This window comes from Sphingopyxis sp. (assembly GCF_034380315.1).
Classification (GTDB): domain Bacteria; phylum Pseudomonadota; class Alphaproteobacteria; order Sphingomonadales; family Sphingomonadaceae; genus Sphingopyxis.
Window position 1 is genome coordinate 127,706 of record NZ_JAXMPB010000009.1, and the last position, 25,414, is coordinate 153,119.

At 62.7% G+C, this 25,414-nt stretch carries 23 protein-coding genes and 1 tRNA gene; 9 read left to right on the plus strand and 15 right to left on the minus strand.

From position 1 onward, the window contains the following. Position 1 precedes the first annotated feature (1 nt). From U0S50_RS15725 to gdhA, 4 genes are read right to left on the minus strand one after another with little or no spacing between them, the layout of a single operon-like run. Positions 2-1,900 (minus strand): hypothetical protein, encoded by a 1,899-nt coding sequence (locus U0S50_RS15725; RefSeq protein ID WP_322309622.1) that lies wholly within the window; start codon positions 1,898-1,900, stop codon positions 2-4. A gap of 33 nt (positions 1,901-1,933) precedes the next feature. Beyond that, a complete protein-coding gene (locus tag U0S50_RS15730; protein ID WP_322309623.1) occupies positions 1,934-3,913 on the minus strand; it encodes a heme-binding protein in 1,980 nt (659 codons plus the stop codon). Beyond that, the gene (locus U0S50_RS15735) at positions 3,913-5,373 is read right to left on the minus strand and encodes a multiheme c-type cytochrome (protein WP_322309624.1); all 1,461 of its coding nucleotides are present in this window, start codon (positions 5,371-5,373) and stop codon (positions 3,913-3,915) included. The genes U0S50_RS15730 and U0S50_RS15735 overlap by 1 nt, the downstream gene beginning before the upstream one ends. A gap of 39 nt (positions 5,374-5,412) precedes the next feature. Then, on the minus strand, positions 5,413-6,768 hold the full coding sequence (gene gdhA, locus U0S50_RS15740) for an NADP-specific glutamate dehydrogenase (protein WP_322309625.1): 1,356 nt from the start codon (positions 6,766-6,768) through the stop codon (positions 5,413-5,415). Between the two features lie 159 nt (positions 6,769-6,927). Between gdhA and U0S50_RS15745 the strand changes: the two genes are divergently transcribed. Continuing rightward, positions 6,928-7,854 carry a tetratricopeptide repeat protein gene (locus U0S50_RS15745; RefSeq protein WP_322309626.1) on the plus strand — a complete coding sequence of 309 codons (927 nt, stop codon included), beginning with the start codon at positions 6,928-6,930 and terminating at the stop codon, positions 7,852-7,854. A 172-nt stretch (positions 7,855-8,026) separates the two neighbouring features. Here the strand turns inward: U0S50_RS15745 and putA are convergent, their stop codons facing one another. Further along, on the minus strand, positions 8,027-11,122 hold the full coding sequence (gene putA / locus U0S50_RS15750) for a bifunctional proline dehydrogenase/L-glutamate gamma-semialdehyde dehydrogenase PutA (protein ID WP_322309627.1): 3,096 nt from the start codon (positions 11,120-11,122) through the stop codon (positions 8,027-8,029). A gap of 126 nt (positions 11,123-11,248) precedes the next feature. Here putA and U0S50_RS15755 point away from each other — a divergent pair, with 126 nt between their 5' ends. After that, positions 11,249-11,719 (plus strand): Lrp/AsnC family transcriptional regulator, encoded by a 471-nt coding sequence (locus U0S50_RS15755; protein ID WP_322309628.1) that lies wholly within the window; start codon positions 11,249-11,251, stop codon positions 11,717-11,719. Here the strand turns inward: U0S50_RS15755 and U0S50_RS15760 are convergent, their stop codons facing one another. After that, the gene (locus tag U0S50_RS15760; protein WP_322309629.1) at positions 11,720-11,980 is read right to left on the minus strand and encodes a hypothetical protein; all 261 of its coding nucleotides are present in this window, start codon (positions 11,978-11,980) and stop codon (positions 11,720-11,722) included. A gap of 67 nt (positions 11,981-12,047) precedes the next feature. Between U0S50_RS15760 and U0S50_RS15765 the strand changes: the two genes are divergently transcribed. The 4 genes from U0S50_RS15765 to U0S50_RS15780 all read left to right on the plus strand — a co-directional run bounded on the left by U0S50_RS15765 (position 12,048) and on the right by U0S50_RS15780 (position 15,192). Then, positions 12,048-13,535 carry an ATP-binding protein gene (locus tag U0S50_RS15765; protein WP_322309630.1) on the plus strand — a complete coding sequence of 496 codons (1,488 nt, stop codon included), beginning with the start codon at positions 12,048-12,050 and terminating at the stop codon, positions 13,533-13,535. Positions 13,536-13,555: 20 nt separating this feature from the next. Then, positions 13,556-13,810 carry a hypothetical protein gene (locus tag U0S50_RS15770; RefSeq protein WP_322309631.1) on the plus strand — a complete coding sequence of 85 codons (255 nt, stop codon included), beginning with the start codon at positions 13,556-13,558 and terminating at the stop codon, positions 13,808-13,810. An 18-nt stretch (positions 13,811-13,828) separates the two neighbouring features. Beyond that, positions 13,829-13,902: transfer RNA gene (locus tag U0S50_RS15775), tRNA-Gly, on the plus strand. 42 nt (positions 13,903-13,944) lie between these two features. Then, a complete protein-coding gene (locus tag U0S50_RS15780; RefSeq protein WP_322309632.1) occupies positions 13,945-15,192 on the plus strand; it encodes a TCR/Tet family MFS transporter in 1,248 nt (415 codons plus the stop codon). On the opposite strand, the gene U0S50_RS15785 is transcribed toward U0S50_RS15780, so the two are convergent. Continuing rightward, positions 15,165-15,926, minus strand: a complete 762-nt coding sequence (locus U0S50_RS15785) for a competence/damage-inducible protein A (RefSeq protein ID WP_322309633.1) — start codon at positions 15,924-15,926, stop codon at positions 15,165-15,167. The two genes, U0S50_RS15780 and U0S50_RS15785, sit on opposite strands and share 28 nt — an antisense overlap. 119 nt (positions 15,927-16,045) lie before the next feature. Here U0S50_RS15785 and U0S50_RS15790 point away from each other — a divergent pair, with 119 nt between their 5' ends. Continuing rightward, positions 16,046-16,687: a glutathione S-transferase family protein gene (locus tag U0S50_RS15790; protein WP_322309634.1), complete on the plus strand. Its 642-nt coding sequence runs from the start codon at positions 16,046-16,048 to the stop codon at positions 16,685-16,687. Positions 16,688-16,699: 12 nt separating this feature from the next. Here the strand turns inward: U0S50_RS15790 and U0S50_RS15795 are convergent, their stop codons facing one another. Continuing rightward, on the minus strand, positions 16,700-17,566 hold the full coding sequence (locus U0S50_RS15795) for a DUF2785 domain-containing protein (RefSeq protein ID WP_322309635.1): 867 nt from the start codon (positions 17,564-17,566) through the stop codon (positions 16,700-16,702). Between the two features lie 116 nt (positions 17,567-17,682). Then, the gene (locus U0S50_RS15800; protein ID WP_322309636.1) at positions 17,683-18,411 is read right to left on the minus strand and encodes a Bax inhibitor-1/YccA family protein; all 729 of its coding nucleotides are present in this window, start codon (positions 18,409-18,411) and stop codon (positions 17,683-17,685) included. A 150-nt stretch (positions 18,412-18,561) separates the two neighbouring features. On the opposite strand from U0S50_RS15800, the gene thpR reads away from it, so the two are divergent. After that, positions 18,562-19,170, plus strand: coding sequence for an RNA 2',3'-cyclic phosphodiesterase (gene thpR, locus U0S50_RS15805; RefSeq protein ID WP_322309637.1), 609 nt, complete (start codon positions 18,562-18,564; stop codon positions 19,168-19,170). Here the strand turns inward: thpR and U0S50_RS15810 are convergent. Further along, complete coding sequence (locus U0S50_RS15810) at positions 19,086-19,565, minus strand: low molecular weight protein-tyrosine-phosphatase (RefSeq protein ID WP_322309638.1); 480 nt, start codon at positions 19,563-19,565, stop codon at positions 19,086-19,088. The two genes, thpR and U0S50_RS15810, sit on opposite strands and share 85 nt — an antisense overlap. Positions 19,566-19,669: 104 nt before the next feature. Here U0S50_RS15810 and U0S50_RS15815 point away from each other — a divergent pair, with 104 nt between their 5' ends. After that, entirely contained in the window at positions 19,670-21,274 is a 1,605-nt protein-coding gene (locus tag U0S50_RS15815) for an MFS transporter (protein ID WP_322309639.1), read from the plus strand. A gap of 64 nt (positions 21,275-21,338) precedes the next feature. On the opposite strand, the gene U0S50_RS15820 is transcribed toward U0S50_RS15815, so the two are convergent. The 5 genes from U0S50_RS15820 to U0S50_RS15840 form a co-directional block, all read right to left on the minus strand. Continuing rightward, the gene (locus U0S50_RS15820) at positions 21,339-21,911 is read right to left on the minus strand and encodes a superoxide dismutase family protein (RefSeq protein ID WP_322309640.1); all 573 of its coding nucleotides are present in this window, start codon (positions 21,909-21,911) and stop codon (positions 21,339-21,341) included. A 76-nt stretch (positions 21,912-21,987) separates the two neighbouring features. Then, positions 21,988-23,298 carry a UDP-glucose/GDP-mannose dehydrogenase family protein gene (locus U0S50_RS15825; RefSeq protein ID WP_322309641.1) on the minus strand — a complete coding sequence of 437 codons (1,311 nt, stop codon included), beginning with the start codon at positions 23,296-23,298 and terminating at the stop codon, positions 21,988-21,990. 156 nt (positions 23,299-23,454) lie between these two features. Then, positions 23,455-23,880, minus strand: a complete 426-nt coding sequence (locus tag U0S50_RS15830) for a biopolymer transporter ExbD (RefSeq protein WP_322309642.1) — start codon at positions 23,878-23,880, stop codon at positions 23,455-23,457. A gap of 35 nt (positions 23,881-23,915) precedes the next feature. Further along, positions 23,916-24,434, minus strand: coding sequence for a biopolymer transporter ExbD (locus U0S50_RS15835; RefSeq protein WP_322309643.1), 519 nt, complete (start codon positions 24,432-24,434; stop codon positions 23,916-23,918). Between the two features lie 133 nt (positions 24,435-24,567). Further along, on the minus strand, positions 24,568-25,380 hold the full coding sequence (locus tag U0S50_RS15840) for a MotA/TolQ/ExbB proton channel family protein (RefSeq protein WP_322309644.1): 813 nt from the start codon (positions 25,378-25,380) through the stop codon (positions 24,568-24,570). Between the last annotated feature and the right edge of the window lie 34 nt (positions 25,381-25,414).

Genomic DNA, 25,414 nt, shown 5'->3' on the forward strand with positions numbered 1-25,414 from the left:
ATCAATAGCTCAGGATCACATTGGCGAGGATCGAGACATAGGCATCCTCACGCTGCCTGTTTTCGAACAAGTCCTTGAAGCCGTCGCCAGGAAGCAGCACGGCCGCACTCAGGCGCCCGACGATGTTCTGCGTCGCCTTCGGACGCCAGATGCCGGCAACCGACAGGTCCCAGCCGATATCCCGGGGAATCGATCCCTCCATCCGCAGCGCCTGAAGCGTCGCGGTATTTTCAAACCAAAGATGGTTGGCGTTGAGGCTGACGCGGGTTTGCGGCGACAGATCGAAATCAGCGCCGGCGCCCAGGAAAATCGTGCCCGGATTGTTGAAATTGGACTGCCCTTCCTCTTTCGAGGATCGCAGCGAATTCAATATGCCGTTGCGGCCATTGACCGAGATGACCCGCCCACCGCCAGCAAAGGGAATGGTCTGGCGAATCCAGTAGCTCGTGTCCGCACCGCCGAAGATCGGATTTTCAAAGATCGCGTCGAAGCCGCCTTCGGTCTTGTTATAGGGATCGCCGTCGCCGGTCGCATACAGGCCCGACAGACGGAAACGCATCCAGTCATGGTCATAGCTCAATTCGATCGCGCCGAATCCGGCCCGGATTTCGGCGGGGCGACTGGTGAAGAAACTGTTTCGGTCTTCGCCCAGCGCGGCATAAAAACTGGCACTGAGGTTGATCCGCCCAATGCGCCCGTCGGCACTATACCCCAGATAAACGACATCATAGGCACGACCGCGCAGGTCTCCGATCAGCGCCGGGCGAACCGGAAAGCCGTTATGGTCGATCTGAATGTCATTCTTTTCCCGGTTCATATTATAAGTGACGCTGAGCTGGCTGGTCAGCCCGACGACCGGGAAATCCTGACGATAGATGTTGCCGGTAAAGATGAAATCGTCACGCGGCGTTTGGGTGATGTCGTTGAGACCCGAATTGGTGTCCTTTTCGAGCCGCCAGAAAGCCGCGAGATTATATTGAATGCGGTTGTTGTCGCGATTGCCGAACAGGCGAATACCAAGCTGGCTGTCATTGAAGAGAAAACCGCGAAAATCGCTCTGAAACGGCTGGATGCCGACCCGGATCGAATAAAAGTCATAACGGTCGGACGTGTTGCCAAGGTGCTTGTCGACGAACAATTCCTGAACGCCCAGAAAATTGTCGTAACGATGGCTGGGTTTCGACGGCCGCACGTCGAGCACGCGCCGTTCGGGCACGTCGACATAGTTGAAGTTATAGGCCAGCGTCAGTCGATATTCGACATCGGGCGGTTTGAACGCGGTCGATCCCTTGATCAGCGCGACACCGCCAATGAAAGTTTGCGACGCGACGAAACTGCGGTTCTTGCCAAATACGTCGAGGCTGCCCGGACGTTCGGTAGTCTGGACGCCGACCGGAATGGGAAAGGTTCGTGGCTCAAACACACTGTCGGAGACCGCGTTGGCGACAAAGAACCAGTCGTCACCCTTGATCGGCAGCCATTTCACCTTGCTGCGGTCGATCGCCCGGTCCCCTTTCAGAACATTCTGGTGATAGGGATCGAACCAGCGTTCCTTCACCACCCCCAAGCTTTCGATCAGCCGCCAGCGGTCGGGTACGGGCAACTGGTCTTCTATGCCGGGAAAGGCTTGTGGAGGCGGCGGACGCAGGGCGCCGATATTGTCCTGCGACAGCGCATCGGGGAGATCCGGACGATAACCTGGACGACGACGCCCTTCGATGATCTGCGTGACCAGATCATCCTCCATCGTGCTTTCCCAATCGACGGGCGGCGGCGGCGGAACCAGAACCTCCAGCGGTGGCTCGGACGCATCAGCGCCGGCAGGCAACACCGGCGCGGGCACCGTCACGACCGGGGTATCGACGCCAGGCGCCGCTTGCGCCGCGAGGCTGGCAATCATTGGCCAAAGGCTGCTTCCGGCCGCGCTCATCGCCTATAGCCCCTGGCAGACGTTTTGCTGCGCCGTGTCAAGGAAGGGCGCAAACGGACAACTGATGTAGCGTAGCCGTACCGTCTTGCTGTCAGCGAGCGTCACCACAATATTATCGGCCCGAATCCCAACGGGCGCGTTGCCGATACCGCCAACCCTTGCGCCACCGTTATGCGTGCCCAGAAAGCTGATCATGTCATCCTGATCGATGCCGTCACCCGATACGCCAATCGCGCCGACCAGTTGCGTCCCTCGATAGATCGGCACCGAACCCGGAAAAATCTGTATCCCGTTCTGCAACCGGTTCTGATCGGCCGCCACGTCAGGCAGCGTCGTACAGCGAGCTGGCGTGTCGGTCGCACTGGCTCCCGACACAAAACCCAGATGCGCGCCCAGATTGCCGATGATCAGCGCCGATTGCAGACCCGTTGAAAAGGGATTGAACTGTGCGATCGGGCGTGAAAGCGGGCCATGCGGTCGGCCAACTTCACCATCCGGAAAATAGGGGCGCGACAGATTCCCGCCCGATCGATCGGCAAAGGCAACCGTACCGGTCAGCGCGGCAGGGTCGTTCAGGAATGTGCGCACCGCCGGAACGAACTGACGCACATCGGCGCTGCTGTTCGCCGACAACTCGGCGCCAGCCTGCGCGCCGGAAAAGAAGGCTGCCGTGCGTGCCTTTTGCAACGATACATCGGTACCGAAAATCGGCGCATCGGGCGACCGGACGATACCAAGGACCGATCCGTGGGTGTCAACGAGACTGATCGTTACCTGAGCCCGGCTGTCGAGCGGACGGCGAATCTGCGCTCGGGCACGGCTCATCACCGCAAAGGCTTCTTCGAGCACGGCGCGCACCTCGGCCTGCGTCAACGGCGCGCTGTTGCTGGTGCCGTCGGTTGCGGCCCGAATCGGGAAGCGATTCGCCCCGCTCCCGTTGGTAAGGACAAAGGCGTCGCGATTCGAAAATTCGGCAGCCGTCGAGGCGCGAATACCCGACGCCTCGCTGCCATAAGCTGCGCCAGCCGTGATCGCCGCGCTCGCATAGCCGATCACCGCCACCAGATTCCCGGCACTGCCGTTAATGCTGGCGAAACTTGCGCCGCCGCTGGTCATCAACCCGCCATAGGTCGCGTCCGAAAAACGCAGCGTCGTGCCGTCAACGGCAATACGGTCGGCAACGATCGTCGATGGTGCTTCATATCCGCGCGTCCCGGCCAAAGCGATGAACTCTTCGGCGTCATTGTCGGTGTCGAGGATATTAGGGTCGCTGCCATAAACACCATCGCCCATCACCCCGACGCCACCGACAATCACGCCATTTTTATAGAGCGGAAAGCCGCCAGGATCGGCGGAAAGCCCCAGCGGCGACCGCTTCGGTCCGATCAGGGCTGCCCCGCCGCCTGCGCCGAAACGCGAAACAAGATCGCTGCACGGCAACTGGCTGAATTGAACGCCGAAAAGCGGTCCGCTTTCGAGACCTGCGGTGGTCGGTGCCGGCGGAAAATGTTGTTGAACGATCTGGCTCGCCGTGCGGGTGGAAAAGGCGTTGCCGCCGCTCGACAGATAGGCGCCGGTTATCGCCTTTGCGATCGCTCCGCCCTCTGCCGGAAAAGTCACATTCTGGGCATCGATACTGATGCCGTTCGGCGCCGCGGCGGTGGTCGCGGTTGCTCGCGCCCCGTTCATCCGGAACACGCCCAGGACATTGCCGACCCGGTCGGTCACGGCAACCACCGACGGCAGATTTCGTGCCTGTGCTTCGGCAACAGCCTGCGCCAGGATGCGCTCGACGTCGCTGATCGTCAGCGCCTCGGCGGCGGGAGGCGTATAAAGCCCGCCGACCGGGGTTGGCGTGGGAGTCGGCGTCGGGCTGGGCGTGGGTGTGCTGCCCCCGCCATCCCCGCCACCGCAAGAAGCGAGAAGCAGAGAAGCAAGCACAGGGCCGGCAACGGATCGGAACAGTCGGCTGGCGTGTTGCATTATGACCTCAACGCCCGAATCGCGCGCACAGCGCTACCCAGCGAGGCTTGAAAATCGGCGGGTTTATAGCTGTTGGGATCCTTCACCGCAGCATAGGCGCGGTCGATATCACCGCGGATTCCTGCCGCCGCACCGACAGTGATCCGTCCCGACGACACCATGGCGTTGAGCAGCGTGTCGACCCCCATCACCGCTTGCTGCGACCCTGCATAGTCGGTGAACCGATCGCTTATCGCCTTGGCGGCAATGGCATCAACCATGGCAAAGGCGTCAGCGCCCGAAAAACTGCGGGCGGCGAATGCCGACTTCAGGGCCGACACCGTTTGCGCCAATTGCCCGGCAGCTTGCACCGCACTCGATCGGTCGCCCGCCATCGCCTTGTGAAAAGCCGCCGTGCGCGCTGCCAGTTGATCGGCAAGCGCGGGCGAGGCCATGCGGGCCGCTGCGGACAGCATGATCAGATTCTCGTCATTATAGGGCGGCATGCCCTCGGGCAGATTGCGTCCGGGATTGTCCATGCCGGTCTTCACCGCTTTTGCCTGGTCGAAGATCCGGCGATGGCAGCTGTGACAGTCGAGGAAGAAAAATTCCGGGAAGATGCCCTCGGTGCCGCGCCGTGTCTGGAACAAGGCCAGGCTGCGCTCGATCGCCGTGGCCTGGCCCACCGCCCACATCTGAACATGATCGGTACGGGCCGTGCCCGAACCGAACTTGCGCCAGCCATAGTCGGCATCTTCCTGATGATGGGCCTGCAACGAGGAAAAAAGGTCAAGCTCAAAGGCGATACGCGGATGCCCCGCCGCCATGATGCGGTGCGTGACGAATTGTCCATCAGCCGCCGAACCGAAATGGCAGTCCACGCAAACGCCAGCCCTTACAACCGGATCCTCCAGCCTTTTCAAACCGGCACGCAGGTTCGAGAGATGCTTGTCGCGCATTTCAGCATCGGGATTGGCATTGGTTCCGATCCCCGCATAGTGGCTGGCGATCCAGCCGCCCGCCGGGCCGTGGCACGATTCGCACCCCACGCCGTCTTCCAGCGGCACCGTTCCGCGCTGCGCTCCACCGCCTGCCGCGACCGCTCCCGCCGTCGCGTGGCAGCCAAGGCACATCGGCGCAGTCGCCGGATCTCCAATTCCCAAATTTGCAGCAATAAAGCGACTACGGCTGTTCGAAAGCACCGCCCAGGCGCGGCTGTGTGCACCGCCGGGGGTCGAAGGCTCCTGCCATTTCATCAGCTCGTCCTGGCGAACGATGGTGCCATCACCTTCCATCCGGCCATGGCAAGTCGACCCGGCGCAGGAGGCAACGCCGGTGTAGCGCGCAGCCGCATCGCCTTGCGAGCGTGCCGGGGGCGCGGCAACGACGGCGGTGACTGCCAGCACGGCCAGCATCAGCACGAGCGACGCAAAAGCCGCCCAAGGCCGCTCGCCGCGCCGTGAGCCCGCGTGCGTTATCATCCGCAATCCCCCTTGTTAACCCGGCCGCCGCCTTAACGCCTAAACGACCCCGAATGCCAGCATCGCGTCGGCAACTTTCTTGAATCCCGCTATATTTGCACCCTTCACATAGTCGACATAGCCGCCACCCTGGTCGCCATAGGTCAGGCAACGCGCATGGATACCGGCCATGATATCCTTCAACATCTGTTGCAGTTCACCCTCAGTCCAACTGCGCCGTTCGCTGTTCTGGCTCATTTCGAGCCCGGACACGGCAACCCCTCCGGCATTGGCAGCCTTGCCGGGCGCGAACATCATCTTCGCATCCTTGAAGACATGGACCCCGTCGAGATTGGTGGGCATATTCGCCCCCTCGCTGACCGCGATGCAGCCGTTTGCAACAAGCGTCCGGGCATCGTCGCCCAGCAGCTCATTTTGGGTCGCACAAGGGAGCGCCACGTCGCATGTCACGCCCCATGGAGTCTTGCCCGGCGTGAAGCTAGCGTTCCTGAACTCTTCGACATATTCCTCGATCCGGCCACGCCGATGCGTCTTGTGCGCCTTCACCCAATCGATCTTTTCCTGAGTGATGCCGTCGGGATCGTGGATGAAGCCCCCCGAATCCGAAAGGGTCAGTACCTTGCCGCCCAGCTGAACGATTTTTTCGGCCGCGTGGGTGGCAACATTACCCGATCCGGAAATGACCGCTGTTTTGCCGACCAGGTCCATATCTTTCGCGGCCAGCATATTCTGCAGAAAATAGACCGCACCATAGCCCGTGGCCTCCGTACGGATCAGCGACCCGCCCCATTCGAGCCCCTTGCCCGTCAGCACACCGGTGAATTCGTTGGTGATCCGCTTATACTGGCCGAACATAAAGCCGATTTCGCGCCCGCCGACGCCGATGTCGCCCGCCGGCACGTCGATGTCGGCACCGATATGCCGATAAAGCTCGGTCATGAAGCTCTGGCAAAAGCGCATGATCTCGCGCACGCTCTTGCCCTTGGGATTGAAATTCGATCCGCCCTTTCCGCCCCCCATTGGCAAGCCGGTCAGAGCATTTTTGAACGTCTGTTCGAACGCCAGAAATTTCAGCACGCTCTCTGTCACGCTGGGATGAAAGCGAATACCCCCCTTATAAGGTCCGATGGCGTTATTGTTCTGGACGCGCCAGCCGCGCTGGACGCGGATATTGCCATTGTCATCCTCCCAGCAGACACGAAAGGAAACGACGCGATCGGGTTCCGCGATGCGCCGCAATATCTGCTGCGCATGATATTCTTCCTTGTCGGCGATGAAGTCGAAGATATCCTCGGCGACCTCCTGGACGGCCTGGACAAACTCCGGCTGTCCGGGGTTGCGCCGTTTCACACCCTCCATGAACGTCGGAAAATCGACGTGATCCGATACTGCCATGCACCCCTCCCTGCCATTACTGGGAAATTTGGTGCGACCCCTGTTTGCGAAAAGTCATTGACCGACCTCGCCTTATCAAGGCTACACCATCGCCCGGCAAAAACAAGCACCCGCACATCGCCGCGCGCAATTGTCGCGCACGGCGCAAGAGGAACGAATATGAACGACAGCAAGGGCATGACGGCAAGCAACAAGGCGATACTGGTCGCCGCATTCCTGCTGCTGGCAGGCGCGATCGGCTTTGCGGCCTGGCGCGACGCCTCCAGCACGCCAAACGCCCCGGCCGAGAGCCCTGATGCACCGCCGTCGGATCAGCTCGCCGCGCTGGAGGCGCGCACCAGAAGCGAACCCGGCAGCGCCGACGCCTGGACCGCCTTGGGCGCCGCCCGTTTCGACCTCAGCGATTTCACCGGCGCGACGGCAGCATATGAAAAAGCGGTCGCCATCTCGCCCCAATCATCGGGGCTGTGGTCGGCGCTGGGCGAGGCGCGCGTCATGGCCAGCGAACGCGACCCGATGCCGGCGGCCGCCCTTACGGCGTTCGAAAAGGCTATTGCGCTCGATGCCAAGGATCCGCGTGCGCGCTATTTCTTGGCGGTGAAGAAAGATGTCGGCGGCGATCACAAGGGAGCAATCGACGATTGGTTCGCGCTTCTGGCCGACACGCCGCAGGGTGCACCCTGGGAAGCAGACCTGCGCCGCACGATCGAACAGGTCGGCAAAATCCATTCGATCGATGTCGCCGACCGGCTAGCGCGAACACAGGCCCGGCCGCTTGCCGCCGACGAAATGCCGGTCGCGGCGCGCGCGATCCCGGGACCCAGCCGCGCAGATATGGAGGCAGCGTCACAGCTTCCAAAAGGACAGCAGGACGCGATGATTCAGGGTATGGTCGACGGGCTGGAAGCCAAACTGAAAGCCAATCCCGGCGACGTCGACCGCTGGATCATGCTGATGCGCAGCCGCATGACCCTGGGCGAAACAGCGAAGGCCGCTCAGGCATTAAGCGACGGCATGGCGGCCAATCCCGGTGCGGCCACACGATTGAAAGCCCAAGCGCAATTGCTTGGTGTTCCAGGGGCCTGAATTGCTGGTTGGCGACAGAACGGAGACAGCCTATACCCCCCACCACTGCGGGGGGAACCAGAACATATAACGGTCGCCGCGGTAAAATGCCGCGAGACGATTTCGGACGTATCGCCTGGGACAGTCGTCCACTCTGTATCAGGCCTCGCGGTTCATTGCACCGAACCGCAGCCTATCCAGCCATCAACGCCGCATTTCCGCCCGCTGCCGTAATATCGGTGCTGATCGTCTTCTCCTCGGCAAAGCGGTGCAGATAATGGGGGCCGCCGGCCTTGGGGCCGGTGCCTGACAGGCCGCGGCCGCCGAACGGCTGCGAGCCGACGATCGCGCCGATCTGGTTGCGGTTGACATAGACATTGCCGACCTGCGCGCGCGCCGCGACATGCGCCGCGACGCCGTCGATGCGGGTGTGGACGCCCAGCGTCAGGCCATAGCCAGAGGCGTTGATCGCATCGATCAGCGCATCGAGCTCGCCGCCCTTCCACGTTGCGATGTGCAGCACCGGCCCGAAAATCTCGCGCTTCAGATCGGTAACATTGTCGAGGCGAATGATCGCCGGGGGCACGAAGCTGCCGCCCGCGGGCAAATCAGTCCGTGCCGCTTCAGCAATCACGCGGCCCGCCCCGCGCGCCTCGGCGACATAGGCGGCGATATGCGCGCGCGCTTCTTCATCGATAATCGGCCCAACGTCGGTCGACGGCCGCGCCGGGTCGCCGACATTGAGTTCGGCCATCGCGCCTGCGACCATCTCGATCATCGTCTCGGCGACATCTTCCTGCACGCACAGCAGACGCAGCGCCGAGCAGCGCTGGCCCGCCGACTGAAAGGCCGAGGCGACCGCATCGCGCGCCACCTGTTCAGGCAGCGCGGTCGAATCGACGATCATCGCATTGGCGCCGCCGGTTTCGGCGATCAGCGTCGCGATCGGCCCGTCGCGCATCGCCAGGCCGCGGTTGATCGCGCGCGCTACCTCGGTCGATCCGGTAAAGGCGACGCCGATGATGCCGTCATGGCCGGTCAGCGCGGCCCCGACCGTCTCGCCGCGGCCGGGAAGATAATGAAGCACATCGCCCGGAACCCCTGCTTCGAGCAACACTTCGACCGCTGCATGGGCGATCAGCGGCGTCTGTTCGGCAGGCTTGGCGAGCACCGCATTGCCCGCCGCGAGCGCCGCCGACACCTGACCCAGGAAGATGGCGAGCGGGAAGTTCCACGGGCTGATACAGGCAAAGACACCCTTGCCTTCAAGGATCAGTTCGTTGCGCTCGCCAGTCGGGCCGGGCAGCGCGACCGGATGAGTGAAATCGGCGCGCGCCTGCGCCGCATAATAGCGCAGGAAGTCGACCGCCTCGCGCACCTCGGCGACCGCGTCGGCCAGCGTCTTGCCCGCCTCGTCCATCGCAAGGCCCAGGAACAGCGCGTCGCGTTCCTCGATCAGGTCTGCCGCCCGCTCGAGCCGCGCGGCGCGAAAGGCGCCGCCGGCGAGGCTCCAGTCATCCTGCGCCGCGCGTGCCGCCGCCACCGCGTCGGCAACCGCCGCTGCATCGGCCTCGATTACCTGCCCGACGATCGCGCCGGTCGCGGGATTGCGTACGGCTTCGCTCTTGCCGCCGCGCGCCACACCGCCGACGATCGGCACCGCGACGGCGCCGCTGCGCCGCGCCGTAGCGATGGCGGCGACCAGCGCCTCGGGCACCCCCGGATCGCCAAGGTCATAGCCGCGCGAATTGCGCCGCGCCGGCGCGAACAGGCCGGTGCCGGTCGCAATCCGCGACGGCGCGCTCGCGATGCTGCGCGGGTCGACCGCCAATTGCTCGGCAGTGACGTCGGGGTCCGAAAATTGGTGGACGAAGCTCGAATTGGCACCATTTTCAAGCAGGCGCCGGACGAGATAGGCGAGCAGGTCGCGGTGGGTGCCAACCGGGGCATAGACCCGCACCGGGCGCGGCGGCGGCGACAGCGCGATGGTCGCGTCATGCGCGCCCTCGCCCATGCCGTGCAGCCGCTGCAGTTCATAGTCGCCGCCGCCGAACAGTTCAGCGATGAAGGCGAGCGTCATCGCATTGTGGCTGGCAAAGGCCGGGAAGATGCAATCCTGGAAATCACGCAGCAATTGCGCGCAATAAATATAGTTGAGGTCGGTGTGGTTCTTTGCCGTGAACACCGGAAAATCCGCGAGACCCAGCGTCTGCGCGCGCTTGATCTCGGTGTCCCAATAGGCGCCCTTGACCAGCCGCATCGACAGCTTGACCCCGCGCGCCCGCGCCCGCGCCGCGACCCAGCGGATCACTTCGGGCGCGCGCTTCTGATAGGCCTGGATTACGATGCCGAGCCCGGTCCAACCATCGGCGATCCCGGCGTCGATCAGCGCGCCGTAAACGTCCATATGCGGTTCGAGCCGGTCGCTCTCCTCCGCATCGATCATCAGCGGAATGTTCACCGCGCGCGCCGCCTGTGCGAGCGTGATGACGCTGGGGATCAGCTCTTCGCGGACGCGCGCGTCGTGCAGATATTCGTAGCGCGGGTGGAGCGCCGACAGCTTGATCGAAATGCCATGGTTGGCGTGTGGATCGCCCGGCTTTGCATGTTTGCCGATGCGCGCGATCGCGGCGGCGTAGCTGTCGTAATAGCGCTGCGCGTCGGCGGCGGTGCGCGCTGCTTCGCCGAGCATGTCAAAGCTGGCAAGCTCGCTCTCCTCCTTGTCGGCGCGCTTGACCGCGGCGTCGATCGTCTCGCCCATCACGAACTGTTGGCCGAGCAATTTCATCGCCGCGAGCGCCGCCTGGCGGATCACCGGCTCGCCCGAACGGCGAATCATTGATTTCAACAGGGTCAGCGGATTGGCGCGGCTGCCCATCGCGCCGAGCATCAGCGTCGCCGAGCCTAGCGACAGGCCGCGCGCCGACAGCGCGACGATCAGCGGGCTGTCGCCATCATCGCCCTCGGCCCAGTGGCGCCCGGCGATCTTGTCGCGGATCAGCGCGTTGGCGGTGGCATTGTCGGGCACGCGCAGCAATGCCTCGGCCAGGCACATCAGCACCACGCCCTCTTCGGTCGACAGGCGATAACGGTTCATCAGCTGCGCGACGAGGGTTTCGCGTTCCCCTTCCTCCTTGGCGCGGCGGATGATCGCGAGGCCACGGCGCGTCACCGCATCAACCCCGGCGGGCGAGCGCGCCAGCGCGGCGCGCAGGTCGGCGACAATGTCGGCCTCGGGACGATGGGCAAGGGCGCGAAGCGCGGCGCGGTCGGCGGCAAGGTCGGTCATGAAGGCGGCTTTCGACGATGGGGAATAAGGGGCGTTTCTAACCGCTCACCCAAAATCCATCCGACTTAGTTTCATATCCCTTATAACGATTTTGACCAAATTTTCTATTCTTGCTAGGCAAAATTCATGCATATGGGAACCCCAACAGTCGATCTGGACGATTTCGATCGCAAGATCCTTGCAATTCTGCGCCAGGACGGCCGGATCACCTACACCGACCTTGCCGAGCAGGTGGGGCTGTCGAAAACCCCGTGCCAGCAGCGCGTCAAACGGCTGGTGCAAAGCGGGCTGATCGTCGGCTTTCGCGCCATCGTCGATCCAATCAAGCTGGGGCTCGATCATGTCGCCTTTGTCGAGGTGAAGCTGTCCGACACGCGCGAAAGCGCGCTGAAACAATTCAACGCCGCGGTGCGCGCGATCCCTGAGGTCGAGGAATGCCACATGATCGCGAGCAGCTTTGACTATCTGCTGAAGGTGCGCACCGCCGACATTCGCCGCTACCGGGTCATCATGGGCGAAAAAATCTCCAGCCTGCCTTTCGTCGCCAGCACATCAACCTTCGTGGCGATGGAAACAATCCGCGAATCGGCGCGCTGATCAATCGCCCCCAGAACGATCGAGCAAGTCCATCAGGTCGCGCGCAACGTCGCGATCCGCCGGATCATTGAATACCACGTCAAGATCCGGCGCCGCGCCCAATGTATGGAGCAGCGCCCACAGGGCGAAGCGGCGCTCGCCATTGCTTTCCAGGCCCAGGTCGACGCGCATGTGCTCGATTCCAGCATTTAGCGCTTCTGGATGGAGATCGGCAAGATCGGCGGTGCCAAAATAGCGGCGCAATTGATCGTCGAAATTCATCGCATCCTCCAGCGGCAGCCATGCCGATCGGTTGTCAATGCACGGGCACGCCGGTAGGGGCAAGCGCGTGAGCAACAGCATCGAAATCGGAACGGACGGCACAGGCAGGCCGGTGACCATCGACGTCCAGGAACTGCTGGCGACTCGCCTTTTGGTCCAGGGCAATTCAGGGTCCGGGAAATCTCACCTTCTGCGCCGCCTGCTCGAGGAAAGCGCCGGCCTGGTCCAACAGGTGATAATCGATCCCGAAGGCGATTTCGTAACCCTCGCCGACGCCTATGATCATGTCGTCGTCAACGGCGGCGACTATAATGAGCGTGAGATCGCGACAATGGGCGCGCGCATCCGCGAGCATCGTGCCTCAGTGGTGCTGACGCTGGAAACGCTGGAGATCGAGGCGCAGATGACCTGCACCGCCGCGTTCCTCAACGCGCTGTTCGATGCGCCGCGTGCGCATTGGTATCCCGCGCTGGTGGTGGTCGACGAAGCACAGATGTTCGCGCCGAGTGCGTCAGGCGACGTATCGGACACGGTGCGCCGCGCCAGCCTGTCAGCGATGACGAACCTGATGTGCCGTGGCCGCAAGCGCGGGCTCGCAGGCGCGATCGCGACCCAGCGGCTCGCCAAACTTGCCAAGAATGTCGCCGCAGAGGCGAGCAATTTCCTGATGGGTCGCACCTTTCTCGACATCGACATGGCGCGCGCCGCCGATTTGCTGGGGATGGAAAGGCGCCAGGCGGAAACGATCCGCGACCTCGAACGCGGCTGCTTTCTTGGGCTCGGCCCTGCGATTTCGCGGCGACCAGTATCGATCCGCATCGGCGCCACGCAGACAACCTCACGCACGGGAACGCACGACCTGCTGCCGCTGCCCGCCGCCGCCGAGGCGGAGGGCATTCGCACGATGCTGTTCGCCGAGATGGAAACCGCCGATCCGCCACCGCGCCCGGCACCCGAACCTCGCCCGATGGCCGCCAACGAAATACTGGAACGCATTGCCGCGCAGGAGATCGTTATCGTCGGTGAAGTCGGCGCACCGACGGAAGACGACAATGAACGTTTGGCGCGGATCGAGGCCAACGCCGCTGAGGCCGAAGCGGTGGTATCCGGGGCGCTGCGCGACATGCTGGCCGACCCCGATTGCGCCTTTCATCCGGAAGGCTTTCTATATCAGGATTTCTCGGTCCGCTGCCGAATGCAGCGCCTGGCGCAGGTTCCGCTCGATCTTGCCGCTTTTCGTCGCCGCTTCGCGCTCGCCAAGGGCGGGATTTTCGATCCCATCGAACCACGCTGGAGCGCGTTGCTTGCTGCGGCGGCGCGGCTTCCCGACGACATGCTCGCCCCTTTTCTCCTCATCGCACGCGCGGCGATGGAGGGTGAAGCCTGTCCCGACGACGATGCACTCGGCCGCGCCTATGGCACGCGTTCGCCAGGCCGCGTCCGGCGGCTCGTCGAATATATGGAAAAGCAGGGCGCCGTCGTCGTGCGGGCCGATTTTGGCGGCCGCCGCTCAATCGGCATCCCCGAACTCGGCCTTAGCACCGAAGCCGATTGAGCAGCGACCATGAGCCCCGCATGAAGGAAAAAGCGATCCAGCCCCGCAGCCTAGGTCGGATAACGCGGAACAAAGCCGTCAAATACTACAAGCGGCACTGCAAATGCCGCAACCGCATCAAGTTCGTGGTCGCCCCCCTCAAAGAGGCGATGTCATGGACGATGCGGACCATTCGCAAAAGATATGTTGACGATGCGGCCGTCGTCGTGGCACTCGCCCGACGCATCGCAAAGGCAGCCGCTGTAAAACACCGTGTGAAACACACGGCCAAGTAACCGCTAAGCCGTTGAAATGCGGGTGTAGCTCAATGGTAGAGCAGAAGCTTCCCAAGCTTACGACGAGGGTTCGATTCCCTTCACCCGCTCCATAGCCTTCCTCCATTACCCCCCTTGTTCGGCGGAGCGCCCCCGTGACGGCATCGCGCACCATTCCCTTTATCGTTGCGACCATCTTCCTCGACGCGATCGGGTTCGGCATCATCATGCCCGTATTGCCCCAACTGGTGATGGAGGTTGGAAAGCTCGACCTGCCACGCGCGATCGAGGTCGGCGCATGGATCGGACTGGTGATGGCTATCGCGACCTTCATCGCATCACCGCTGCTGGGCAATTTGTCGGACCGGTTCGGTCGGCGCCGTGTATTGCTGCTATCGCTGGGCGGGCTCGCGGTCGATTATGCACTGCTCACCATCGTCCAGACGCTGCCCTGGCTGTTCATCGCGCGCGCTCTGTCCGGCGTGTTCGGCGGAAGCTACGCGGCCGCTCAGGCGGCGATCGCCGACATCACCGCCCCTACGGAGCGCGCCCGCAACTTCGGTTTCGTAGGCGCCGCCTTTGGCGTCGGCTTTGTCGCGGGGCCCGCAATCGGCGGATTTTTGGGAGAAATTGGTCCGCGCGCGCCGTTTCTCGCCGCGGCGATCCTTGCCGCCGCCAATATGCTCTATGGCCTGTTCATCTTTCCCGAAACGCTGAAACCCGAACGGCGACGCGCCTTCGACTGGCGACGAGCCAACCCGCTGGGCGCGTGGCAGGCGATGCGCCAGCTGCCCGGCATGGGCGGCATCGCCAACGTCCTTGTACTCTGGCAGATCGCCAGCCTTGTCTATCCGATGACATGGAGTTTCTATTGCATCGCTCAGCTCGGCTGGACGCCGGGGATGATTGGTGCGAGCCTCGCCGCAGTGGGAGTGATGATCGCGCTGGGCCAGGCCTTTGTCGTCGGACCGATGGTCGCTCGCTTCGGCGAGCGCGATGCAGCGACGATCGGTATCGCGGTCGCGGTTGCCAACTATCTGGGCTATGCCTTCGTCACCTCGACCTGGGGCGCCTTTCTCCTGCTGCTGCCGATCGCCCTGCAGGCGCCGGTGCAACCGTCGCTGAATGCCCTGATGTCACGCCGGGCCAGCGCCGACGCACAAGGCGAAGTGCAGGGCATATCGGCGATGGCGATGGGGCTGGGTCAACTGATCGCGCCGCTGCTGCTCACCGGAACCATGGCCTGGTTTACTGCCAAGGACGCGCCCGTTCACTTCCCGGGTGCCGCTTTCATCGTGGCAAGCCTTTTCGGACTGCTGGCAATCATCATGCTGCGCCGCCTGCCCCGCGTCACGCGCGGCAGCGATACGCCCGATCAGATGCCGCCGTCGGTGACGGCATAACCCGCAGCCTCGATCGCGCCGGTAAGCGCGGCAACACAGGCCGCAACCGCCTTCCCCTCGGTCGCGCGAACGACGAAATTGGCACCGACGCGGCCTTCGCGAAAAAAGGGGTAGCTGCCGATAGCAACCCCCGCGAAATCGCGCTCAGCGGCACGCAAAATATCGGCGACCTCGCTTTCAGGCGACCAGGCACCGATGGTGTGCGCGACAAGCGGTGCGCCACCTTCCAGCGTCCCCGTGAGCGCGTCGAGCATTCCGGCCGTAATATGCGGCACGCCTGCCATGACGAACAGATTGCCGATGCGAATACCTGGCGCTCCAGACATGCGATTGGGAATCAGCTCTGCCCCTTCGGGCATCCGCGCCATGCGCAACCGCGCTTCGGTCAGTTCCCCACCTCGCGCGCTGTAATAGCGTTCCAGAATCGCGCGCGCGTCGGGATGGATGATCACCCCGACACCCAAGGCTTTCGCGACAGCATCGACGGTGATGTCATCATGCGTCGGACCAATGCCGCCGGTGGTGAAGACATAATCATAGCGCGCGCGCAGCGCATCGAGCGCAGCAACGATTTCATCCTCGACATCGGGCACAATGCGCACCTCGCGCAGGCGAATCCCCTGAACATCAAGCCAGGTCGCAATCTGCCCGACATTCTTGTCCTGCGTTCGGCCGGACAGGATTTCATCGCCGATCACCAGCACGGCGGCGGTCCAGATACGTTCGTCGCTCATCCTCTTGCCTTAACCGCCTGCCGTGACAAAACAAGTCCGCTGGCAGGCAAAGAATGTTCCTGATACGTTCCCACGTTCACGAGTCGCCCTTGCGGCTCGGAAGCCAAGGGAGACCGACGATGGCCGATGCTGTGACTTTCTATACCAATCCGATGTCGCGCGGACAGATTGTTCGCTGGATGCTGGAGGAGGTCGGCGTCCCATATGAACAGCACCTCCTCGACTATGGCACGACGATGAAGGACGACGCCTATCGGGCGATCAACCCGATGGGCAAGGTACCGGCAATCGTCCATGACGGGCGTGTCGTTACCGAATGCGCGGCGATTTGCGCCTATCTCGCCGAAGCCTTCCCCGACGCCGGGCTGACGCCCGCTCCCACAGCGCGGGCCGACTATTTTCGCTGGCTGTTCTTCACGGCGGGGCCGGTCGAGCAGGCCATCACCATGACCCATTTCGGGCTCGAACCCGATGAGCAGCAACAGCAGATGGTAGGCTTCGGAACGCTGACGGCTGCGCTCGATGCGCTGGAAACCGCCGTGGCGGGCAAGGCATTTGTGGCCGGCGACCACTTCACCGCTGCCGATGTCTATGTCGGCAGTCAGATCGATTGGGGGTTGCAGTTCGGCACCATCCCCCCACGCCCGGCGTTCGAGGCCTATATCGCTCCGTTTCGCGAGCGCCCCGCCTATCAACGCGCAAAGGCCATCGACAACGCCCTGATCGCCGACATGCAGGCCGCAGGAACGACTTCGGCTTAGAAACCGTGCATTCTAGGGCAGCGCCTGCAACAACCCGGCCGCCAGCGGCGCGAGCCGCCGGACCTGCTCGTCTTGCGATTCGGCGGCGGAGACATAGATCGCGTCGGCAAAAGCGCTGCTATTGTGTACCGCGGCGAGCCCTGCCGCGCTGGCATAGGGCGCCTGCCAGCGCGGGGTGGTGTCGGGGTGCAGCGACCGGAACCACTTCGCCCACGCCGCATCGTCAATATCGGCGCGGCGCCCCAGAAACAGCACCGGCCGCGCCAGCCTGCGGGCTTCGCCATGCACATAATAGGGCGAAGCGGCAGGGGCGACCTGCGCGGCGACCGCACTCAGGATCAATTCGGCATCGGCGCGCGCGAGCTGCGGATGAAGCGCAAGCTGCATCAACAGATCGGCCCCATGCGCAACACCGTGGCGCCACCCCTGCCCCTCGACGAATCCGCGATAATCGCTGACGCTGCGCAAATAGGCCGCGGCAGTCCGGGCAAGCGCATGGCGCTCTCCATCCGTCAAAAAAGCGTCGACGCGATCGGCCCGTGCCACTTCGGAAAGTGCCAGCGCGGCGAAAGGCTTGCGAAAACCGGCGGCGTCTTCAGGGCCGTCCAATAGGGCTGAAAGTCGCCCCATCGCGTGGCGCATCAGCGGCGGCGAAACATGCTTGCCGCGAAACCCCGCAGCCCAGAGCGCGAAAGCGAAATCGTCGCGCACCGCCGGATCGGGATGTTCCAGGCAGGCGATCACCGCATCGATGGCGGCTCGGTCCGCCCTTCCGAAATAATGCGCCGCGAATGCTGAAAGCTCCCCATCCGGCGCCGGAACAAGCAGGCATTGCCTGGCTTCACCGATCGCCGCCGATGCGCCGGGTGCCGACATCATGGCGACAATCCATGCCGCAACAGCCGCTGTCCTCCATCCCTTCATTGCATCCCCCACGAAAAAGGCCCGGCAAATCGCTTCACCGGGCCCTCTTCTTTTTGTGACCGCTCGTCCGCTTATTCGCGGCTGCCGAGCAGATTGAGCAGGAAGGTGAACATGTTCACGAAGTCGAGGTAAAGCGACAACGCGCCCATGATTACCGACTTGCCGACAAAGTCAGTCCCGCGGACATAGAAGTACATGCTCTTGATCTTCTGCGTGTCATAGGCGGTCAGTCCGGCAAAAACGAGGACGCCGACAATGCTGATCACGAGGCTGAGCGCGCTCGACTGCACGAACAGGTTGATGACCATCGCGACAAGAATGCCGACGACACCCATGATCAGGAAGGTGCCGAAACCCGACAGATCCTTCTTGGTCGTATAGCCATATAGGCTGAGCCCAAGGAATGCCGCCGCCGTCGCGAAGAATGTCGTCGCGATAGAGGTCGCCGTAAAGGCGAGGAAGATCGTCGACATCGACAGACCCATCACCGCGGCATAGATCCAGAAGATCGCCTGCGCGGCCGCCGTCGACAGCTTGTTGATCCCAAAGCTCAACACCATGACGAAGGCAAGCGGTGCCAACGCCACGACCCACATCAACGGGCTGCCGATCAGCGAAGCCGTGAAGCCCGACTGAAAGGCGAGCATCGCGACGATACCCGTCAGCAGGACACCCGAACCCATATAGTTGTAAACCGACAGCATGTACGACCGCAGACCGGCATCGACGGCCTGGTCCATCGCGTTCGCGCTGGCCGGATAGCCGGACGCCGCCATATTGGGGTCGTTCCAATTAGCCATTGTATTTTCTCCATAACCGGCCAGCCCATACCGACCGTGCCTACAATATCGGCATTTTTTCTGTCGGTTTCAAGTTAAACCGGTTGCGCGTCCGCCAACGGTCCGATTTGTCATTTTCGTGGCGGAATAAGCGCTTATGTTGAAGGGGTCATGTCGACCCACCGCCTGTTCGTCGCACTCCGCCCACCGCGCTCCATTCGTGAAGCGTTGCTGGCCGCGATGCATGGCATTGCGGCGGCACGCTGGCAGAATGACGATCAACTGCACCTGACCCTGCGGTTCGTCGGCGAGGTCGATCACCACCGTGCCGAGGACATAGCCGCCGCACTGGGCGCCCTTCACGCGCCGGCGATCACAGCGCGCATCGCAGGTGTCAGCCTGTTCGAACATCATGGGCGCCCGCATATGGTTTGGGCAGGGGTCGAGCCCGCCGAACCGCTGGCCGCGCTGCACCGCAAAGTCGAACAATTGCTGCAGCGGGTCGGCATCGCTCCCGAAACCCGCGCCTTCGTGCCGCATATCACGCTGGCGCGGCTCAATCGCGCTGCCAGACCGCTTGCGCCCTTCCTGGTGTTCAACGGTGACCTTGGGAGCCCCCCTTTCCGGTTCGATCATGTCATTTTGTATGAGAGCGAATTGGCGCACGGTGGCTCACGCTACCACCCGATCGCCCGCTATCCCCTGGCCTCCGAAACCAGCGCCGCCGCTACCGCGCTGACATCGTCCCAGGTTTCGGCAAAGCCGTCCTCGTCTCCATAATAGGGATCGGTCACGCTCGCCCCGGCACGCCCGGGCACAAGGTCGAGCATCAAGCGCAGTCGGGCGGTCGCATCACCCGGCGCAATGGCTTTCGCTCCGCGCAGATTTTCGTGATCGGCCGCCAGGATCAGGTCGAAACGATAGAAATCATCGCGCCGCAACTGACGAGCGCGCAATCCCCCGATATCAACACCGCGCCGCCGCGCCTCGGCCTGCGCACGAGGATCCGGCGGGCGTCCGACATGCCAGTCGCCCGTTCCCGCCGAATCAAGGATGGCCGCGATCCCAGCCGCATCGAACGCCGCACGCGCGGCCCCTTCCGCCAGCGGCGAACGACAGATATTGCCGAGACACAGGAATAGAATCGACGGCCCCGCCGTAACGTCCTTACGCATATCACCCCCATCAAACCAAAGTTGAACCGACTTTCAACTTGCGCCAAAGCCGCGCTCTGCTAGCCATGGATCAACAGATAAGGGGTCAGGGAGAAGGACGCCAGATGGCCGAGACCGTAGAGAATGGCGAAACCGGGCAGTCCGGCGACACAACCACGGCGCAAGGAGCAAGCCCATATGCCTGGTACGCGCTCGGCATCCTGTTCCTGGTCTATGTGCTGAACTTCATCGACCGACAGATCATCACCATTTTGGCGCCCGATCTGAAACGCGACCTGGGCCTGAACGACGCAGACATCGGCTTTCTCTATGGGACCGCCTTTGCGGTCTTCTATGCCCTGTTCGGCATCCCGCTCGGTCGCCTTGCCGATAGCTGGCACCGGGTTCGATTGCTGACGATCGGGCTTGCTATCTGGTCCGCCATGACGGCGATTTCGGGTTTGGCGAAGAATGGCATGCAGCTCGCCGGAGCGCGAATGGGCGTCGGTATCGGCGAAGCTACCGCAAGTCCTTCCGCCTATTCGCTGATATCCGACCTGTTCCCCAAGAATATGCGCGCAACCGCGCTCGCCATCTATTCAGCCGGGCTGTACTTTGGCGGCGGTATCTCGCTGATGATCGGCGGTTTTATCGTCGAAGACTGGAATCAGGCCTATCCGGACGGCGGCCCCTTTGGCCTCGTCGGCTGGCAGGCCGCCTTTATGGCCGTCGGCATTCCTGGCCTGCTGCTCGCCTTATGGGTCGCGACGCTCAAAGAGCCGATCCGCGGGCTGGTCGACGGCGTGCCGACACAGCCTTCCCCGACCCCGTTCAAGGGCTTTTTCGAAGAACTCTATGCGGTCATTCCGCCCTTCACGATCTTCGCGGCCGCCGCACGCGGGATGGGCGCGCTTGCAATCAACCTGGCTGCCGCGGCCCTTCTGGCCCTCGGTGCAATCGGCATGATCGCCCTGACGGGCGCGCACCTGCAATGGTGGTGCATCGCCTTTGGCTATTATGCCGTCTTTTCGTGGGCTTGCTCGCTGCGCCGCCGCGACGCCCCGACGTTTCAGCTGATCTGGACGTCGCCGGCCTTTCTTTCGACCATCCTCGGCTATGGCACCGTCGCTTTCATGTCCTATGCCTCCACAGCCTTCGCTCCCGTCTATGCACGCGAAATATTGGGGGTGGACGCGGGGTCGGTTGGCTTCTGGGTCGGCGGCAGCGGCGCCGTCGCAGGGTTTCTCGGCGTAATTCTAGGCGGGCGGATGTCCGACTGGTTGCGCCTGCGCAACGAAGCCGGTCGCATTCTCGTCATCATCTTTGGGCTGGTGGCTCCGATCGCCCCGATCGTCATCGCCTTCACGACCGAGGCCGCGCCGGGCAATGGCGACTTCGTCCGTTTCACCATATTCGCATCGATCGCAGGTCTGTTGGGATCCAGCGCGCTCGGCGCCGCGGCCGCCACGACGCAAGACCTTGTCCTTCCGCGCATGCGGGGAACCGCGACCGCGACCTTTTTCCTCGCCACGACTCTCGTCGGACTGGCGCTTGGCCCCTATATGGCCGGGCAGGTTTCGGCGATGACTCAGAGCCTGTCGACCGGCGTTCTATCGACGCTGATTATCGCTCCGCTCGGCCTGATTGCGTTGCTCATCGCCTATCGGGAGGTGCCGCGCGGCGCGGCGACGGTGGTCGATCGCGCTCGCTCGGCGGGCGAAGCGATCTAGAATCGAAAATGCAAAGGGGGCGCTCCCCGGCCGGGAACGCCCCCCCCCCCTCGCTGTCATCAGATCATGGTTGCGGCAGGGCAATCACGCCGCACACGATGCGGTTTCCACTGTTTCCACTCGGATCGGTCCGCATATCGTCCGGACCGGCATGGATGACAAACGCTGCGCCGTCGCTGTCGAGCACCCCGCCCTCACCTTCCAGTCGCGAGCCCACCAGCCGCAACGTCGCTCGGCCGATCATGTCATTCTCGACAACCAGATTGGGCAAGTCGCCATGATGCGCCCCCATCGGGTTGTCGCGGCCATGCTGCGCGCCCGTTGGGTTCCAGTGCGGGCCGGCGGTCGTGAAACCGGGCGCGTCGCAGCGCCCCACGGCGTGGATATGCATCCCATAGGTGCCTGCCGCGAAACCCCGTGCGACCAATTCGAGGCGCAAGCCAGAACTATCCTTGAAAATGTCGACACGGCCACGATCCGCACCGCGCGCATCAACCAGGTCGGCATGCGCATCAGCCGCCGGGAGATTCTGGGCCGGTTTCTTGCTACCGCCGCTGACGCACCCTGCGAGCGCAATCGCGGCAAAAGCCGCAACAGCGCCGCTCCCCAGCCTGCTGAAACGTCGATCCCTTGTCATGCGTCTACTCCCCGATAGGCGTCCTTCGCACGACCGCATATCGGTCGCCGCGGATCGCGTCAGGATCAGAATGCCCCTAATCGGCGCTGGTTCCAATAGCGATATGGCGAAATCCATGCCGCACCACTTCATCGTGGCGATAGATGTTGCGCAAATCCACGAGCAGCTTGTCCGCCATGCTGTCGCCAAGGCGCACAAGATCGAGCGCGCGAAAGGCGTCCCATTCGGTCACGATCGCAACCGCGTCGGCGCCTTCGGCCGCCGCATAGGCGCTGACCTTCATCTCGACCTCCGGCATCATCGGCGCCGCGATCGCCATGCCTTCGGGATCATAGGCGGTAACGCGCGCGCCCGCATCGATCAGCGTCTGCACGATCGCAAGGCTCGGCGAATCGCGCATGTCGTCGGTGTTCGGCTTGAAGGTCAGACCGAGCAGGGCGACAGTCTTGCCGCGGGCGCTGCCGCCCATGGCCTGAACAATCTTTCGGCCCATCGCGCGCTTGCGCAAGTCATTGGCCTGGACGGTCGCCTCGACAAGGCGCAGCGGGACGTCATTGTCCTGCGCCGTCTTGAGCAAGGCCAGCGTGTCCTTGGGGAAACAGCTGCCGCCATAGCCGGGGCCCGCGTGGAGAAATTTGGACCCGATGCGATTGTCGAGCCCGATACCCCGCGCCACATCCTGCACCTCGGCGCCGACCGCTTCGCAGAGGTCGGCAATCTCGTTGATGAAAGTAATCTTGGTCGCCAGAAACGCATTGGCGGCATATTTGATCATTTCCGCCGTGCGCCGCCGGGTGACGAGGATCGGGGCTTCGTTCAGAAACAGCGGGCGATAGATTTCACGGAGGACCGCCTCGCCGCGCGCATCTTCGGCGCCGATGACGATTCGGTCCGGACGCTTGAAGTCGCCGATCGCGGCACCCTCGCGCAGAAATTCCGGGTTGGACGCAACGCTGTGGCGACAATTTGGCGCGCCATCCCGCAATATCCGCTCGACCTCATCGCCGGTCCCGACCGGGACGGTCGATTTGGTGACGACAACGCAGTCATGCTCCAGCGTCGCGGCAAGCTCCTCGGCCGCACCGAAAACATAGGACAGATCGGCATGGCCGTCGCCACGGCGCGAAGGCGTTCCAACCGCGATGAACACGGCATCAACGCCAGCAACGGCGGGGGCGAGTTCGGTCGTAAAGGAGAGGCGCCCAGCCGCAACATTGCTCGCCACCAGCGCGTCGAGCCCGGGCTCATAAATCGGCATGCGGCCCGCATGCAGCGCGTCGATCTTGCTCGCATCCTTGTCGACGCACACGACGTCGTGACCAAAGTCGGAAAAACAGGCACCCGACACCAGCCCAACATAGCCGGTTCCGATCATGGCGATTTTCATCGATTCATCCTTTGTCGTGTCACGCGACACCCGTGTCGGTCTGGCCGTAGCATCGGGCGGCGTCCGGGGGCGTGACTAAAGGCAAAATCCACAAAGGGAAAGGGCCGCGAATCGCTTCGCGGCCCTTTCGTCTGTCACATGTCTTTCGATCAACGATCAGAAGACACGGGCATATTGTTCGTTTCCGACGAAACCGAGCTTGCCGACGCCGCTGCGCTTCACCACCGCCATCACATTGTCGACGACAATGTAGCGAGCGAACGGATCGGGCTGCACCTGCAGTTCGGGTTCGACCGGCAGCGCCTTGGTCTGTTCAAGATATTGCGCGAGCTGCGCAAGATCGACCGGCGTACCATTCCAGGTAATCGTCCCGCCGCGATCGATCATGACCTTGTTCTTTTCCGGATCAACATTGCTTTCATTGTTGCTCGGAACCGGAAGGTCGATCTTCACCGCGTGGGTCTGGACCGGGATGGTGATGATGAACATGATGAGGAGCACGAGCATGACGTCGATAAGCGGCGTCGTGTTCATATCCATCATCGGTTCATTGTCGTCCCGATCGCCAACTGCCATGGCCATAGGATTATTCCTTCATTCCTTAAGCTGAGCCAGCCTTAGATGCGGCCCAGCGTGGCCGAACCAGGAGCAGGTTCGGAAATGAACCCGATCTTCTGGAAACCGGCAAACTGCATCGTATAGATCACCCCGCCGATGCACTGATACGGCGTGTTGATGTCGCCACGGATATGCACTTCAGGGAAGTTTTCTTCGGTGATGTTCTGCGGCCCGCCAATATCCTCGAGCAGCTGCTCGAGCTTCTTTTGGCCCTGTTCAAGCAACTGCTTCGAATCCACCGGGGTCGATCCCCAATAGACTTCGCACGCGGTGCTTTCGGGATTGGGCTCGCCATCGCCATCTGTATCGGGTGAGCGAACCGACAGAAGCACGTTTTCAGGCTTTGTCGTCGTCGGTTCGAAGGCCACGTCGGGGAGCTTGAGGTTCACCGTCTCCAACACCACGGGAACCGTGATGAGGAAGATGATGAGCAACACAAGCATGATGTCCACGAGCGGGGTCGTGTTGATGTCCGACATCGGGGCTTCTTCGCCCTTGTCGCCTACACTCATCGCCATAGGATTAGCATCCTGTTACAAAATTTATCTCATGGACCCGGTGCAAACCGCGCTTCGGCGGGCTGCCCTGTCCAGCGGACCCCGCCCTTTGGTTTCGCCAGGCGACCAAAGGGCGGATGTCCTGCAACCCTAATCAGGCCTTCTTCGGAGCAGCAGCCGGAGCAGCCGGCTTCGCAGCCGGACCGGTCGGAAGCGGCTTCACCTGGCCACCCGACATGATCGAACCCAGAACGTCGTTCGAGAAGGTCGACAGACGACGAGCGATCATCTTGTTGCGGCTCTGGAGCCAGTTGAACGCGAGCACGGCGGGAACGGCCACGATCAGACCGACGGCGGTCATGATGAGCGCTTCACCGACCGGACCGGCCACGGTGTCGATCGACGCCTGACCCGACGCACCGATCTTCACGAGGGCGCGAAGAATACCGATAACGGTACCGAACAGACCGATGAACGGTGCGGTCGAACCGACGGTAGCGAGGAAGGCGAGGCCGCCGTTGAGCTTCGAGTTGATGTGGTTCTGCGAACGCTCGAGGGTGCCGTGCATCCAGTCATGCGCTTCAACGGGATCGGTGAGCTTGTTATGCTCTTCGTTCGCGCGCAGGCCGTCTTCGACCACCTGACGATAGGCGCTGTTCTTTTCGAGCTTCGCCGCACCTTCGGCGAGGGTCGGCGCGCGCCAGAAATTGGCGTCCACGCTCTTGCCCTGGTTGATCACCTTATTCTGTTCGAACAGCTTGGTGAACAGAATGTAGAGCGTGCCGACAAACATGATCAGCAGGATGAGGAAGGTCAGCTGCGAGACGATACCGCCTTCGCAAAGCGCCGGGACCATACCGTAGGGGTTGCTGCCTTCTTCCTTGACGCACATCGAAGCGGGCATGAGAGTCAGCCCGACATCGTGGGCCTCTGCCGCAGCGGCGGCACTTGCGATCAGATTAAACATACTGGTTCTTCCCTCTAAAAGAATTCTGTAAAAT